The sequence below is a fragment of the Micromonospora sp. FIMYZ51 genome, assembly GCF_038246755.1.
Lineage (GTDB): Bacteria > Actinomycetota > Actinomycetes > Mycobacteriales > Micromonosporaceae > Micromonospora.
This window is the reverse complement of sequence record NZ_CP134706.1, coordinates 3,789,364-3,804,898: the sequence shown is the minus strand read 5'-3', so window position 1 is coordinate 3,804,898 and position 15,535 is coordinate 3,789,364. Positions and strand designations below refer to the sequence as shown.

General features: G+C 70.2%; 9 protein-coding genes. 6 read left to right on the top strand and 3 right to left on the bottom strand.

What is annotated here, in order from left to right:
- Positions 1–77: 77 nt before the first annotated feature.
- Together QQG74_RS17295 and QQG74_RS17290 are read left to right on the top strand one after the other, a co-directional pair.
- Positions 78–6,503 (top strand): DEAD/DEAH box helicase, encoded by a 6,426-nt coding sequence (locus tag QQG74_RS17295; protein WP_341715803.1) that lies wholly within the window; start codon positions 78–80, stop codon positions 6,501–6,503.
- Positions 6,500–8,755, top strand: a complete 2,256-nt coding sequence (locus QQG74_RS17290; RefSeq protein ID WP_341715802.1) for a UvrD-helicase domain-containing protein — start codon at positions 6,500–6,502, stop codon at positions 8,753–8,755. The genes QQG74_RS17295 and QQG74_RS17290 overlap by 4 nt, the downstream gene beginning before the upstream one ends.
- Before the next feature lie 88 nt (positions 8,756–8,843).
- Here QQG74_RS17290 and QQG74_RS17285 read toward each other — a convergent pair whose 3' ends face one another.
- Positions 8,844–10,001: a serine hydrolase domain-containing protein gene (locus tag QQG74_RS17285; protein ID WP_341715801.1), complete on the bottom strand. Its 1,158-nt coding sequence runs from the start codon at positions 9,999–10,001 to the stop codon at positions 8,844–8,846.
- Between the two features lie 68 nt (positions 10,002–10,069).
- Between QQG74_RS17285 and QQG74_RS17280 the strand changes: the two genes are divergently transcribed.
- On the top strand, positions 10,070–10,609 hold the full coding sequence (locus QQG74_RS17280) for a PadR family transcriptional regulator (protein ID WP_341715800.1): 540 nt from the start codon (positions 10,070–10,072) through the stop codon (positions 10,607–10,609).
- A gap of 103 nt (positions 10,610–10,712) precedes the next feature.
- Complete coding sequence (locus QQG74_RS17275; RefSeq protein WP_341715799.1) at positions 10,713–11,993, top strand: serpin family protein; 1,281 nt, start codon at positions 10,713–10,715, stop codon at positions 11,991–11,993.
- Positions 11,994–12,074: 81 nt separating this feature from the next.
- On the opposite strand, the gene QQG74_RS17270 is transcribed toward QQG74_RS17275, so the two are convergent.
- Together QQG74_RS17270 and QQG74_RS17265 are read right to left on the bottom strand one after the other, a co-directional pair.
- Complete coding sequence (locus QQG74_RS17270; RefSeq protein ID WP_341715798.1) at positions 12,075–12,785, bottom strand: hypothetical protein; 711 nt, start codon at positions 12,783–12,785, stop codon at positions 12,075–12,077.
- Between the two features lie 326 nt (positions 12,786–13,111).
- The gene (locus QQG74_RS17265) at positions 13,112–13,513 is read right to left on the bottom strand and encodes a hypothetical protein (protein WP_341715797.1); all 402 of its coding nucleotides are present in this window, start codon (positions 13,511–13,513) and stop codon (positions 13,112–13,114) included.
- A gap of 344 nt (positions 13,514–13,857) precedes the next feature.
- On the opposite strand from QQG74_RS17265, the gene QQG74_RS17260 reads away from it, so the two are divergent.
- Together QQG74_RS17260 and QQG74_RS17255 are read left to right on the top strand one after the other, a co-directional pair.
- Positions 13,858–14,907: a sigma-70 family RNA polymerase sigma factor gene (locus QQG74_RS17260; RefSeq protein WP_341715796.1), complete on the top strand. Its 1,050-nt coding sequence runs from the start codon at positions 13,858–13,860 to the stop codon at positions 14,905–14,907.
- A gap of 62 nt (positions 14,908–14,969) precedes the next feature.
- Positions 14,970–15,533 (top strand): dihydrofolate reductase family protein, encoded by a 564-nt coding sequence (locus tag QQG74_RS17255; RefSeq protein WP_341715795.1) that lies wholly within the window; start codon positions 14,970–14,972, stop codon positions 15,531–15,533.
- The last annotated feature ends 2 nt before the right edge of the window (positions 15,534–15,535 follow it).

Sequence of the window (15,535 nt, the reverse complement as noted above, 5' to 3'; positions counted from 1 at the left end):
GACTGAGTGTCCATCGTGGCTGATCAGCGGATCAGCCACAGTGGATATTGACGTAGCATGCCGCGGGTGATGCGCTCATGAGGCCGACGATTGCCGCCGACACTCTGCGTCGGACCCTCACGCAATACCTGACCACCACCTTCGGGCTGACCGAGGAGGGCGTACGCCAGGGCTTGGAGGGTTTCCTTTCCCACCCCGAACAGGGCATTTTTCGCGGGCCGTACCTGCGGATCCGCACTCCCTTCCGGCCGGCGGAGGGCGACTGGTGGGCGTGCCTGGACTGGGCCCCGGAAGATTTCACCCCCTACCGGCACCAGGCGAAGGCGTTCGCCCGCCTGTCGACCAGGGGAAAGGCCGCCGAGCCGACGCTGATCACCACGGGCACCGGCTCCGGCAAGACCGAATCGTTCCTGATCCCGGTCCTCGACCACTGCCGGCGACGCCGGCAGCAGGGACAGCCCGGCATCAAGGCGATCCTGCTCTACCCGATGAACGCCCTGGCCACCGACCAGACCCAGCGCATCAACGAACTGCTCACCGATCCGGCGCTGGCCGGCGTCACCGCCGGCCTCTACATCGGCGACGTCGCGGAGATCGAGTATCGGCACGTGTTGACCAGCCGGTCGGAGATGCGCCGCACCCCGCCGGACATCCTGATCACCAACTACAAGATGCTTGACCTGCTGCTCCAGCGCGCCGACGACCTGCCGCTGTGGGAAGGTGCCGAGCCGGCGTACGTGGTGCTTGACGAGTTCCACAGCTACGACGGCGCGCAGGGTACCGACGTGGCGATGCTGCTGCGTCGGCTGGCCGCCGCGCTCGGCCTGGCCGAGCCGGGCCGCCCGCTGGGGCCGATCTGCCCGGTCGCCACCTCCGCCACCCTCGGCGAGGGCGACGGTCGGGACGGCCGGACCGCCATCCGGGAGGTCGCCGAGCAGGTCTTCGGCCTCGCGTTCGACGCGGATTCGCTTGTGGGGGAGGAACGCTACGACTCCGGCGAGTTCATGACCGGTCAGGATTTCAGCCTGCCGCTGCCCAGCCCCGAGCAGCTCGCCGCCGTCGACGGCCGGGATCCGGCGCGGATGATGACCGAGGTCGCCGAGCTGGTGCTCGGCGAGGACTGCTCGGCCCGGCCGGAACGGCTCGGCGAGCTGTTGCGCAAGCATCCGTTGACCAAGGCGGTGCTCGACTCGCTCGGCCCGGCGCCGCGCACCCTCGACGAGGTCATCGACGTGCTGCCGCGCAAGAACGCCACCGGCTGGGGCAGCGTGATGCGCAGCCGACCCGAGATCACCGCGCGGGCGCTGGCCCGGTTCGTCGGACTGCTGTCGATGGCCCGCCACCCGGACGACCCGCGCCGGCCGCTGCTCAACATCGAAACCCATCTCTGGGTACGCGCCGTCTCCCGGCTGCTGCGCGGCACCTCCCACCAGGCCACCTTCGGCTGGTACGGCGAGGCCCCCCGGGAGCTGGACCCGTACGCCACCGAGCGCGACACAGTCATCGCCGACAACCGCCACCTGCGGCTGCCGGCCGTCTACTGCCGGCACTGCGGACGCTCCGGCTGGATGGCGCTGTCGCCGGAGAAGGACCCGCAGGAGCTGGAGACCGACCCGGACAAGATCTACCGGGCCAGCGTCGGTCGGGACAAGCGTCGGGTACGGGCGCTGATCGCGGCCACCGACGACGAGATCCGGCAACGGGTGAGTGGCCTGCTGGTGCTGGAACACGGCCACCGGGTACGCCCCTACGACGAGCAGCGCGACCGGACGGTGGGCGACGACGAGATCGTGGTGCTCGGTGACCTGTCCGGCCTCGACGCGGCCGAGAAGGACCGCTGCCCCTCCTGCCAGCTCGACCACGGCATCCGCTTCCTCGGTGCCGGCCTGGCCACCCTCGCCTCGGTCGCCATCACCCAGCTCTTCACCGGCGGCGAGTTGGACCAGGCGGAACGTAAGACGCTGCTCTTCAACGACTCTGTCCAGGACGCGGCGCACCGGGCCGGTTTCGTCGCCAACCGGTCGTACGCCTTCTCGCTGCGTGCCCTGCTTGCCGACCAGCTCACCCCTGGCGAGTCCGTCGGGCTGGACGAACTGGTGGTGCAGATGGTCGCGGAGGCGGCGCGGCCGGAGATCGTCTCCACCGTCGTGCCGCCGGACCTGCACGGCCAGCCGGGCGTGGACGGCCTGCTCGCCGGGGACGAGACCGGCAGCCGGCAGACCTGGTCACTGATCGGTGAACGGCTCGTCTTCGCCACCGTGCTGGAGGCGGGGTTGCGTTCCCGGCAGGGCCGCACTCTGGAGTTGACCCGGGCCGTGGCCGTCGAGGTGGCACTCGACGACCCGGCCGCAGCGGTCGCGCTCTGCCGCGACGTGCAGTTCACCGGCCCGGGCCAGCTCGGCACCACCGCGCCCGACGACGCCCGCTACCTGGCCTTCCTGCGTGGCCTGCTGGAACGGCTGCGCACCCGGGGCGCGGTCTACCACCAGTGGCTGGTGCCGTACCTGCGGCGCGGCGGCACCCGGTGGCAGGTCTGGGGTGGCCGGCCCGCCGGCATGCCCGCCTTCCCCCGGGGCGTCTCCGCACCCGCCTTCCTGCTGGCGACCCCGAAATCCCGCTCCGAGTTCGACGCGATCACCGCGCGCGGCAACTGGTATCAGGACTGGACCGCCCGCTGCCTCGGCCTGGACCTCGGCGAGGCCGCCGGCTACCTGAGTCGGCTGCTGCCCGCCCTGGCCGCTGCCGGCATTGTCGCGGCTGGCGACACCGAGGACGGCAACACCGTGTACGGGCTGCTCCCCGGCCACCTACGGGTCACTCGGCTGGACGACACCGCCGCCGTGGCGGCCGGCGTCGGCTGCGACACCTGCCACTGGCAGCAGACCGAGCATCCCGACCGGGTCGTCGACTGGATCGGCCAACCGTGCCGGCAGTACCGCTGCCGTGGCCGGCTCCGACCCGCCTCCGACGACACCGCGCCGGACGACTACTACCGGCGGCTGTACCTGGAGAGCGACGTCTTCCGGGTGGTGACCGGCGAGCACACCGGCATGCTCACCCGAGGCCAGCGGGAGAAGGTCGAGCAGCAGTTCCGCGACGGCAAGCGCTACACCGACCCGAACGTGCTCTCCTGCACCCCGACGCTGGAGATGGGCATCGACATCGGCGCGCTCTCCGCGGTGGTGCTCGCGTCGCTGCCGCACGGACCCGCCAACTACGTCCAGCGGGCCGGCCGCGCCGGCCGACGCAGCGGCAACGCGCTCGTGCTCACCCTGGTTGGTCGCACCGAACGGGACCGCTACTACCTCACCGAGCCACGCGACATGATTGCCGGGCAGATCGTGCCGCCCGGCTGCTTCCTCTCCGCCGTGGAGATCCTGCGCCGGCAGTACCTCGCCCACCTGATCGACCTGGCCGCCCGTGGCAAGCTGCCCGGGGTGCTGCCGATGCCCCGTCGGGCGCACGTCCTCTTCGGCCCGAGCGGCTGGCTGGCCAACCTCGCCGAGGCCGGTCGCCGCGACGGGATACGCCTGGTCGAGGACTTCCTCGCCCTCTTCGGCGACAAGATCCTGCGGACCGCCGCCGACCAACTGCGCGAGTTCGCCGTCGACGGCATCGTGCACCGGGTCAAGGAGGCCGACGAGCGCTGGGAGCTGCGCCTGGCCGACCTGCGGCGTCGACTCCAGGAGATCGCCGCCGCCCGAGGCTCGCTGGTGGCCAGCGACCCGGACCACGCCCGCGAGCTGAAGATGCTCCGGGCCGAGGAAGCCGCCGTACGCCGCCGGCTGCGGGAGGTCAGCGGCGCCGCCGCGCACGGCACCCTTGTCGAGTTCGGGCTGCTGCCGAACTACGCCCTCATCGACACCCGCACCGATCTGGAGGCCACCCTCACCTGGGAGGAGCAGGTCGACGGCGACCGCCGCTTCCACAGCGAGCTACGCGAGTACGCCCGCCCGGCCCGCCAGGCGCTTGTGGAGATCGCCCCCGGCAACACGTACTACGTGCGGGGCTACCAGCACGAGATCTCCGGCCTGGAGGTCGGCCCCGCCGACCGGCCCGCGTACGAGCAGTGGCGGATCTGCGCCCAGTGCGGCTACGTCCGCACCCACCTGGCGCAGGAGGACACCAGCGCCTGCCCGCGCTGCGCCGACCGGGGCATCGCCGACCACGGCCGGCTCTTCCAGGTGCTCCAGCCGACCCGGGTCTACAGCCGGGACAAGCGCGACGACGCCCGCATCCGCGACGACAGTGACGACCGCACCCGCCGCTTCTACGCCACCACCGTCGCGGTCGACATCGACCCGGCCAAGGTCGAATCTTCCTGGCGGCACGCGCACGAGACGTTCGGTGTCGACTACAGCCGGCACGCCATGGTCCGTCACTTCAACCTGGGCGCCCAGCGCTTCGACCGGGCCGCCGAGGCGTTCGCCGGCGACGAGGTGCGCATCAACCGCTTCCACACCTGCACCTCGTGCGGCGGCACCACCGTCGACGGCGCTCCGGCGGTCAGCCAACAGCTCGCCGCGCAGGCGTCCGGGGCGACGGTGGTGCAGGGTGCCGAGCACCATCGGCCGTGGTGTCCGTACCGTCGAACGCCTGCCGCGCCGGACACCCACGTCGACCTGATCCTGGCCCACGAGTTGGAGACCGAGGCGCTGCGCATCCTGATCCCAGCGGCGACCGCGTTGGTGGCGGAGCGGGTTGTCTCCCTCGCCGCGGCGATCCGGCTCGGCATCGCCGCCCAGTACGGCGGCGACCCGGCCCACCTTCAAGCGGTTCCGGCCACCATGCCGGACGGGCAGAGCGACGGCACCCGCAACTTCGTCGTCGTCTTCGACACCCAACCGCAGGGCACCGGCTACCTGCACCGGCTCGCCGAACCGGACGAGTTCCGCCGGGTGCTGGAGTTGGCCCGACGGCGCATCACCGAGTGCGAGTGCCGGCGCCAGGCCCGGCCCGTCTGCCACCGCTGCCTGCTGCGGTACGCCCGCAACGACCAGTTCGCCCTGATGAGCCGCGACGAGGCGCTGGGCATGCTGGACAAACTCCTCGACAGCTGGGACGTGGAGAAGGGCACCCGTACCGACGAGATCTCGCTCATCGGTCAGGTGGAGAGCGAGTTGGAGATGCGCTTCCTGACCAAGCTGCTGGCCCGCGGTGCCGCGCCGGACTCCGGGCTGCGGATCGAGAAGCGCACCGATCACGACGGGGCCCGCATCGCCGACCTCCGGTTCGTCACCGGCGGCGGGCAGAACGTCACCCACTGGCAGATGAAGCTCCAGAACACCGTCCGGGGCACCCGACCGGACGTGCACTTCAAGCGCCTCGACGCGCCCTCGCCCGAGGTCGCCGTCTACCTCGACGGCTTCAAGTACCACGCCTCCAGCCAGTACAACCGGCTCGCCGACGACGCCGAGAAACGGGCCCGGCTGCGCGCCCACGGTTATCTGGTCTTCGCCGCCACCTGGGACGACGTGGTGACGTGGGGCAGCCCGGAGGGAAACGGCGGCTGGCTGCCGTACGGCGGCATCAGCCAGCAGACCGCCCGCGAGCGGTACCGGAGCTTCCTGCCCGGTGCCGACCCGGACGAGCTGACGACGACGGTCTGGGCCAACCCGATCGAGCAGCTGTTGCGTTTCCTCGCCGAGCCCGACCTGCACCGGTGGCAGCGGCGGGCCGAGGCGGTCCTGGCCGGCCTGCTTCCGCAGGCCCGGGAGAACAGCCGCTGCGACTCGGGCGGGGTGGCCGACCGGCTGCTCGCGGCGCTGCGCGGCGAGCCACTGCCGCCCTCGGCCGCCCGGGGACAGATCATGGTCGTCCGGGCCCGCGACGCAGCCGACTGCGCCCTGACGGTGCTCGTCGACGGCCGTAGCAAGCCGCTGCCGACCTGGTCGGCGCTGGCCGTGCTGGACGACCTGCCGGCGGCGGTCGCCGCCGAAGGACACAAGGAGCGGTGGGCGGGCTGGTTGGCGTGGGGCAATGTCATCCAGTTCCTCGCCGAGGGCGGCGGCGACGCCGGGCAACTCGTCGTCTCCGACCTCGACCTGTTCGAACCGGCGTCGATGGCCGTCGCCGAGGGCACCGGACTCTCGCTGACCCGACGCGCCCTGCCGCTGGACGAGGAGACGGCGACCTGGCTCGGCGCCGTCAGCCAGCCGGCCCCGGCACAGCCGGTGCAGGACGATTCTCCCTGGGGTGACGTGCTGCGTTACGTGGACCCGGACGAAGGCACGCTGGAGGGTCTCGTCCAGCAGTTGGCCGCGTGGGACCTGCCCCTGCCGGTGGTCGGCTACGAACTCGGTGACCAGGGCTGGCAGGCGGAGTTGGCCTGGCCCGAGCGGCGGGTCGCCGTGGTGCTCAGTGGATCACCGGACGACCCGGAGGTCGAAGACCGGAACCGGGCGTACGCCGATGCCGGCTGGCGGGTACGGACGGCACGGCAGTGGTCGGCGGAGGAGTTGGCGGCGCGGCTGGCCGCGACGAGTGGGGGAGAGGACCGATGAAGACCGGAGCGATGCTGCGGATGCTCGACCGGGCCGACAAGGAGGTCATGAAGCTCACCCGCGCCGACATCGGCGCGGTCTACGAGTTCATGCACAAGTTCCGCCACAACCCCGACAACCCGGGCCTCAAGCTCAAGTCCCTCAACGGCGACTCGCGGCTGATGTCCGCGCGGATCAGCCGGGACTATCGGGCGCTGCTGCTGCACATCGCCGCGCGGGACTACCTGCTCGTCGCGGTCAAGCACCGCAGCGAGGTGTACGACGACCTGAGCCGCTACGCGTACCGGATCAACCGGGTCACCGGCGGCATCGAGGTCGTCGACCTGGCGCCGGTCGGCGACAGCATCGTGGGCCGGGTCGTCTCCCCGGATTCGTCCGTGGCCCTTCCCGCAGTGGCTGATCCGTCCGTGGCCCTTCCCGCAGTGGCTGATCCGTCCGTGGTCGAGCCGTCGGTGGTCGAGCCGCAACCGGCGTCGAAGCCGCTGTTCGATCGCTACACCGACGTCCAGCTGCTGGAACTGGGCGTCGCCGAGCCACTGCTGCCACAGATCCGCGCCCTGACCACCGAGGCGGAACTGCTGGAACTGCTCGACCGGGCACCGCAACTCACCACCGACGTGCTCTTCGCCCTCTTCGACGGCAAGACCTACGACGAGGTACGCGACCAGGTCACCGACCCGGTCCGGGCCGACGAACCGATCGACCCCGAGGACTTCGCCGCCGCGGTGGCCCGGCCCGCGACCCAGGTGACCTCCGACGACGAGGCCCTTCAGGCGATGCTCGTGGAGTCCTTCGAACGGTGGCAGATCTTCCTGCACCCCACCCAACGCAAGCTGGTGGAGCGGCGCTACAACGGCCCGGCCCGGGTGGGTGGCGGACCGGGCACCGGAAAGACGATCGTGGCCCTGCACCGCGTCGCACACCTCGCCCGGCAGTTGCCGCCCGGCACGGACAAACCAATCCTGCTCACCACCTTCAACCGGAACCTCGCGGCCGACCTGCGTACCCGGCTCATGGCGCTCGGCGGTGAGGAACTGGTCGCCCGGGTCGACATCGTCAACATCGACCGGCTGGCCAGCCGGGTCGTCTCGGAGGCCAGGGCCGGCGGCAGCCGGCGCGTGGTCAGCGACAACGAGGTGCCGCAACTGTGGACCGACTTCCTGGTCGAGACCGGTGAGAACGGCTGGGACGCCGAGTTTCTGGCTGCCGAGTGGACCCAGGTGATCCTCGGTCAGGTGCTCAACTCCCGGACCGAATACTTCAAGGCCCGGCGACCCAACCGGGGACGCAGCCTGAACCGGATGGAACGCGACCAGATCTGGCGGCTCACCGAACGGTTCACCACCTGGCTGGAGGCCCGGGGCGTCTGGACCTGGCGGCAGATCGCCGAGCGGGCCGCCCGGATCGAGATGGACCGGGCCGCCGCCAACTCGGGCGAGTCCTCCGGCAGCCTCTATCGACCCCGCTACCGGCACGTGGTGGTGGACGAGGCGCAGGACCTCAGCGCGGCGCACTGGAAGATGCTGCGGGCGATGGTCGCCTCGGGCCCGGACGACATGTTCCTCACCGGCGACACCCACCAGCGCATCTACGACAACCACGTGACGCTGAGCAGCCTCGGCATCAACATCCGTGGCCGGTCCTCACGGCTGACGCTGAGCTACCGCACCACCCGACAGATCCTCGCCGACGCGCTACAGATCATGACCGGTGAGGTATACGACGACCTCGACGGCGGCCCGGAGGACCTGGCCGGTTACCGTTCGCTGCTCCGGGGCGGCCAGCCCGTCTTCCGGGGCGCGGCGACCTGGGCCCAGGAACGCGATCTGATCGCCGAGCAACTGCGGGACTGGGGCAACCCGACCGACGGTTCGGTGGCCGTCTGCGTACCGACCAGGGAGTTCGCGGCCGACGTGCTCGGCCGGCTGGAGGCCGACGGCCTGCCGGCGGTGGAGATCGGCCCTGACGGTCCCAAACAGCCCGACGGCATCCACGTCGGCACCATGCACCGATTCAAGGGTCTGGAGTACCAGCGGATGGTGATCGCCGGGGTGAGTGACGGGCTGGTGCCCCGACAGCTGATCAGCCGGTACCGGGACACCGATCCCAAGCGCTACCAGCGGGAGCGTCAGCGGGACCGGTCGTTGCTCTTCGTCGCCGCGACCCGCCCGCGTGACGAGTTGGTGGTCTTCTGGCACGGCACGCCCAGCCCGTTCCTCACCAGCCGCCTGGTCCAACGCCAGTTACCGTGAGCGTCGGGCCCCACCCGGGGCCGGTACGCGGCCAGGGGAGAGGCCACGGGTGCAGACACAGGCCCTAGGGCCAGCGGCCGACCACCGCTCAGCTGCCCCAGATGCGCAGGCAGGTGGCCATGATGCGGAATGGCAGGCCGCGGGCCTCGGTCTGGTCGACGGTGCCGGCCAGGTGCAGATCGAGTTCCGGGCAGGTGAACAGCCAGGTGCCGGTGGATCCCGAGTGCCCGACCAGGGTCACCGGCTTGGGCAGCGGCGACATCAGCCGGTTGACCTTGAAGAACATGGTGCCCAGCCCGTAACGGAGCACCGGGGCGTTGCGTAGCCGGTTGCGGCGCTCGGTCAGCAGGTGCCGGGTGTTCGGGTCGGCGAAGGGTTCACCGGCCAGCAGCGCCCGCTCGAAGGCGAGCAGATCCCCAGTGGTGCTGAACAGGTCGTTGCACGAGGCGATGACCTTGTCCACCGTCACCCGCCGCCGCCTGATGTAAAGGGGCAGGGGCGCGGGCAGGTCCGGTTCGGCGGGCTCGGCTCCTCCGGCGCGGTGCGCCGGTGCGGCGGGGTGCCAGGTGTGGGTGAGGTCGAGGGGGCCGGTGATTCGTTCGGTGAGCAGGTCGGGGAACGTGCTGGAGGTGACGCTCTCCAGGATCCGGATCAGCAGTTGGAAGCCGGTGTCGGAGTAGCGCGCCCGCTGCGTCGCGGCGGTGAGGTCCTGCGGGTCGAAGTGGGGGCGCTGCTGCTCGCGGGTGATGTCGAGGACGTCCTCGAAGGTCCAGGACATGTCCTGCCCGGCGCGCAGTTGCCGGTACAGGCTGGGTCCGCCGCGGCGGCGTTCGAAGAAGTCCGGTAGCCCCGAGGTGTGGCTGGCCAGGTGGCGCACGGTGATCTGCGGCGTCCGGTCCACTCCGCGCCGCACGTGCAGTCCGGCGGTCACCTCTGCGGGCAGGTAGGTGCAGATCGGCGCGTCCAGGTCGAGTTCGCCGCGCTCGTGGGCCTGAAGGACGAGCGTGATGATGAACCGCTTCGTGATCGAGGCGATGAAGAAGGGTGCCTCCGGGCGTACCTCCGGCTCGGCGGCGCCTTCCGGCCCGGATCCGCCCGCCCAGTGCTGCTGTCCGTCGGCGCTGGACACGGCGAGGCTGACGTGGTGCAGACCGGATCGGGAACTCAACCTCTGCACGAGTCTGGTCAGGCCGGCGTCGACCTCGCCGGTCACCCGATTGCCGGGGGCCGTGAGCGTACGCCGCATGGATCTTCCTCGCATGGCAATATGCCTACTAGACATGTCTAAGAGAGTCAAACGAGTAGGATCCCGATGTGGCACACGTGATCCTGGGCCTGCTGCTCATCGCCCCGCAGAGCCTGTACGACCTGATCAAGAGCTTCGAAGCGGGCGTCGGGCTCTTCTACAGCGCCAGCTCGGGCAGCATCAAACGGGCCCTCGACACGCTGCTCGACAAGGGGCGGATCGAGGTCGCCAGCACCGAACCGGGCGGGCGCGGCAAGAAGGTCTACCGCGTCACCGAGGCGGGTCGGCAGGAGTTCCACCGCTGGATGACTGGCGAACTCAGCGGGGCCGACCTGGAGGCGGTGGCGCTGCCCCGACTGTTCTTCCTGGGCCTGCTCGACCCCGAGGAACGGCTACCCGTACTGCGCCGGATCCAGCAGCGGGCCGCAACCGACCTCGCCGAACTCACCGCCCTGAAGAGTCGTCTCGACGCCGTCGAGGTGCCGGCGGAGTTCCGCGACGTGGCGGCGTACCAGCTGGTGACCCTGGACTACGGGATCGCCTCGGGCCGGCACGCCCTCACCTGGCTCAACGACCTCGTCGATCGCGGTGGACCGCAGACCCGGTAACGGGTGGATCCGTTGGACAGACGACGAACAAACATTGTCAGATTCCGATGTATTTCGCGCCTTGACCTGGCGCATTTCCGCGCGGCTACACTAGCGTCACGATATGGTCTCGCGTCGATCTATATTGCGGTCGGTGCCGCTCGCGGCCGCCGCACTCACCGCCACCCCAGTCCACTCCCGTTCCGCCACCTCGACGGATCCGGTACGCGTACCCCCCGACCCGGCCGCGTTGTCCGCCGGCGCGGCTGCGATCCGCGGCTTCTCGGCCGACCTCTACCGTGAGCTGGCGTCGACCCGTCCCGGCGGCAACGTGGTGTGCGCGCCGTACTCGGTGAATCTTGCGCTCGCGATGGCCAGGGCGGGCGCCGGCTCGACCACGGCGGCCGAGATGGACGCCGTGCTCCACGCGCCGCAGCCGCGACCCGGCGCGCTCGACAGTGGGCTCAACACCGTCCAACAGGCGCTCGCCGAGCGGTACCAGAACGGCGACGGAGTCGCGCGGCCCCTGCTGACCACCGCCAACGCCCTGTGGACCCGGCTCGACCTGGGCCTGCGACCCGGCTTTCAGAACACCCTGACCGGCTACTACGGTGCCGCGCCGCACCCGGTCGACTTCCGCGGCGCGCCGGAGGCGGCCCGCCAGGAGATCAACACCTGGGTCTCCGATCGGACCAACGCGAAGATCCCGGAGCTGTTGCCCGCCGGTCTCCCGGCCCCCGACACCAATTTGATTCTCACCAACACGACCTACCTCAAGGCGGCCTGGCTGTACCCGTTCCGGGCGACGGCCACGGCGACGGAGCCGTTCACCCGGGACGACGGCAGCGTCGTCGACGTGCAGATGATGCGGGGGCCGTTCGACGGGATGGGCTACCTGGTGGGCGACGGGTGGCGTGCGGTCGACGTGCCGTTCGCCGGCCACGGGCTGAACATGGCCATCGTCATGCCGACCCAGGGCGACCTGGCCGCGGTCGAGGCAAACCTCGACGTGACGTGGCTTGGCGCGTTGCTGACCGGGTTCCAGAATGCCCTCGTCGAACTGCGCCTGCCCAAGTGGACGTTCCGCCTGCCGGCCGAGTTGGGCGCCGTGCTGAGCAGCCTCGGCATGCCCACGGCGTTCAGCTCGCAGGCCGACTTCACCGGCATGAGCACCGATTCGGCGCTGCGCATCGACGACGTGCTGCACGAGACGTTCATCGCGGTGGACGAGAAGGGCACCGAGGCGGCCGCCGCGTCGGCCATCATCATCCGGCCGCCGTCGATCCCGCAGGGGCCGCAGTTCTTCGTGAACCGGCCGTTCCTGTACGTCATCCACGACCGGTTCACCGGGGTACCGCTGTTCCTCGGCCGGGTCCACGACCCGCTGGTCACCAGAACGGCCTGACCTGCTGCATCTTCCCGGTCCTCGTGATACCGCCATGGCGGGCCCTCGCAAGAAAGCGACAGCCCGCCATGGCGGTGACGGTCAGACCCGCTGGATCCTCTTCGCGTTCGGGGATCCACCCGAGCAGGACGACGAGTTGGTGGTGCCGATGACCTCGAAATACTCCGGCAACGGTGACACCTTGCAGACCACGGTGACGCCGGTGGACGGGGGCCGCTGGACGGTCCAGGTGTTCGGGTAGCTACCCGGGCACGACATCGAGTTCCCCTGCGCGGTGACCACGTGGAACGCGCGCAGCGGGGACACCGAGCAGACCGTGATGGTTCCCAGGCCAGGCGCGATGGTCCAGGTGTTGGGGAAGCTGCCCGGGCAGGCGGTCGAGCTGCCCTCGGCGGTGATCACGTACGCCTCCGGGTACGGGGAGACCTTGCACATCGAGCTGGGCGCGGTCGTCGATGGCCGGTGGATGGTCCAGGTGTTGGGGAAGCTGCCCGGGCAGGCCGTCGAGCTGCCCTGGGCGATGATGACGTACCGGTCCGGTACCACGGTCGGGCCCTTGCACATCGTGGTGCCGCTCGGACTCGGCAACGTGATGGTCCAGGTGTTGGGGAAGCTGCCCGGGCACGCGGACGACGAGCCCTGGGCCACCGCGACATAGCCGGTCGGAATCTGCTCTCCCTTGCAGATTGTGCTGCTCGCAGCCGCCGGAGACGGCATCAGCACCTGGACACCCGCGCCGATCAGCAGCGTTATCGCTGCGAGTACCCCGAATCGCCGGATGGCGTCGCGCATCGACAAAACCCCCAATGTCGGTGTTGCATTGTGTCGCCACCGTCCGATGAAGACGGTGGCCACTTTGCCCCTTGATCCAAAAGGCGTCAAGGGCCTTCGCGGTGACTGGGATGACTGCCTTCGTTTCTCGTTCGTCATGACGCAGAAATGCAGTGATGGAGGCCAGTGAAACTGTGACGTGCCCCGCGAGACTTCAGGTGCGCGACGGCCGTCTGCCCGCCGCGGCGGGGTGACCTGTGGGTGGCGGTGTCGCTCTGACGGCGGCCTGCGGGCGGCGCGCGGCGGTCCCCGTCACCGGAGGTGGCGGGGACCTGGATGCCCCGATGTCAGGACGAAACGGTGAGGTGGAACGCCCGGTCGGCGGCTGCTCCCGCCGAACTGAACGTCTGGACGAAGACGCCGTTCGGCACGCCGGCACGACCCACCACGGCGATTTCACCGCTGGGTGAGGCACCGGCGGAGCCGGTCAGGCCGATGCTCCCGACGTACGCGGAGCGGGTCAGGTCGTGGCTGAACACCACCTGGTACTGCCCGACGGCGATCCGGCTGGCCGAGACGGCCCCGAAACCGCGGACCAGGGCACCCGCGGCGCTGACCACGGCCCAGAAGAGCTGCGCGGTCGGGGGCATGCCGGTGAAGGTGGCGGGGACCAGGAGCGCGGTGGCTTCCTCGACGTCGCTGGCGCTCGGGGCGGGCTGGTCGACTGGCTTTCTGGACTCGGTGGACATGGTGGCTCCTTCGAGTGGTGCCGCGAGAATGCGGCAACCGGTAGAGGGGAAAAAGAGCAAATTTGTCGATCAAACCCAACTTGCCGGTTGAATCTGATCAATGCCCTTAATATGTCAAACGGTAGACCCGGCACCTGTCCTCGAACCAGCGTCGCTGCGTGTCCAATCATGGACATCGGGCTAGTTGATAATGCTTCTGAGCTGCGCAGATGCGGTCAGATCGAGGACTGTGGCCGGCCGGCGGCCCGGACGTACGGTCGCATCGAGGCCGGGGCGTCCGCTCAGGTCGATCGGCTACGGCCAGCAGTTCCCAGACGACGTCTCCGGTTGGGTACGGTCGCCCGGTGAGCGACGACGACTTCGCCCGCCAGATCGAGCAGCACCGGCGTGAGCTGCGCGTCCACTGCTATCGGATGGTCGGCTCCTACGACGAGGCGGAAGACCTTGTGCAGGAGGTCTTCCTGAAAGCGTGGCGGGCGCGGGCCGGGTTCGAAGGCCGATCGTCGCTGCGCAGCTGGCTCTACCGCATCGCCACGAACGTCTGCCTCGACGCGCTCGACGGGCGCAAGCGTCGGCTGCTGCCCGATCAGGCCAACCCGGACTACGTTCCCGGGCAGTCGACGACCGCGCTGGTGACCGGGCCGTGGCTGCAACCGTTTCCCGACGCGCTGCGGGAACCGGTCGCGCAACGGAAATCGGGCGCGCGGTGGGAGCCGGGTGCGCGGTGGGAACCGGTCGCACCGCGTACGGACGAGCCGGAGGCGTCGGTCGTGGCGCGGGAAACCCTGGAGCTGGCGTTCCTGGCGGCGATGCAGCATCTGCCGCCCCGGCAGCGTGCCGCGGTGATCCTCTGTGACGTGCTCGGTTGGCCGGCGCGGCAGACGGCCGAGGTGCTCGACGGCAGCGTCGCGTCGGTGAACAGCGCGTTGCAGCGGGCCCGCGCGACGCTGCGGGAGCATCTCCCGCCGGGCCGCTCGGACTGGGCGTCGGCCGCACCGCCGACCGCACAGGACCGGCAGGTGCTGCGGCGATACCTGGACGCGGTCGAGCGCGGCGACCTCGACGAGGTGGCCGCACTGCTGGCGAAGGACGTACGGGCGACGATGCCGCCGCTTGCGGAGTGGTTCGCCGACCGCGAGTCGGTTCTCGCGGCGCTTGCGGCGACCTGGGACCCGAACTCGCCCGACTACATCGGCGCGTTGCGGATGATTCCCACAAGCGCCAACGGGCAGCTTGCCGCGGCGAGCTACCGGCGCCCGCCGGGGCAGCAGGTCTTCGAGCCGTTCGGGATCGGGGTGCTCCAGGTACGCGACGGCCTGATCACGGAGATCGTCGCGTTCCACGAGCCGGCGCTCTTCCCGGCGTTCGGGCTTCCACCGACCCTCGACCGATGAGGTTTCGTCGCGGTTGCCGTCTCAACTTCGGTACGAGCACATCAGCGCACCAGGAGGACGGCATGAGCGACTTCGAACCGCAGACCGCGAGCGGGAAGGTCCTGTGGCATTTCACCATGTCGCTGGACGGTTTCGTGGCAGGGCCGGACCACGACATGTCGTGGATGGCGACCGGCATCTCCGAGCGGCCCGGCTTCGTCCAGCAGTACGTGGAGACGACGGGCGCCGTCCTCGGCGGCCGGCGCGGCTGGGACATGTTCCCCGACGCCAGCGGTGTCTACGGCGGTGCCTGGACCGGGCCGGTCTTCGTGTTGACCCACCATCCCGAGGACGCCAAGCCCGCCGACGGGGTGACCTTCCTCGACTGCGACCTGGCGGAGGCGGTGCGGATCGCGCTGGCGGCAGCCAATGGCAAGAACGTCGAGGTGCTGTCGGCCGACATCGGCCGCCAACTCCTCGAACGGGGTCTGCTCGACGAGATCGACCTGCACATCGCGCCGGTGCTGCTGGGCGACGGCATCCGGCTCTACGAGCACCTCGGTGGTCAGCCGATCTACCTGCACCGGGTCGGTGCCGACGACCCCACGGCCGAGCTGGACGTACGTTACCGGCCGGCGACGAGGTAGGG

Excerpts from the sequence above, each read along its gene's own strand:
- QQG74_RS17285 (WP_341715801.1), bottom strand. The coding sequence starts at position 10,001 with ATGCGGCGTACGCTCACGGCCCCCGGCAATCGGGTGACCGGCGAGGTC.
- QQG74_RS17255 (WP_341715795.1), top strand. The coding sequence starts at position 14,970 with ATGAGCGACTTCGAACCGCAGACCGCGAGCGGGAAGGTCCTGTGGCAT.
- QQG74_RS17265 (WP_341715797.1), bottom strand. The coding sequence starts at position 13,513 with ATGTCCACCGAGTCCAGAAAGCCAGTCGACCAGCCCGCCCCGAGCGCC.
- QQG74_RS17295 (WP_341715803.1), top strand. The coding sequence starts at position 78 with ATGAGGCCGACGATTGCCGCCGACACTCTGCGTCGGACCCTCACGCAA.
- QQG74_RS17290 (WP_341715802.1), top strand. The coding sequence starts at position 6,500 with ATGAAGACCGGAGCGATGCTGCGGATGCTCGACCGGGCCGACAAGGAG.
- QQG74_RS17275 (WP_341715799.1), top strand. The coding sequence starts at position 10,713 with ATGGTCTCGCGTCGATCTATATTGCGGTCGGTGCCGCTCGCGGCCGCC.
- QQG74_RS17270 (WP_341715798.1), bottom strand. The coding sequence starts at position 12,785 with ATGCGCGACGCCATCCGGCGATTCGGGGTACTCGCAGCGATAACGCTG.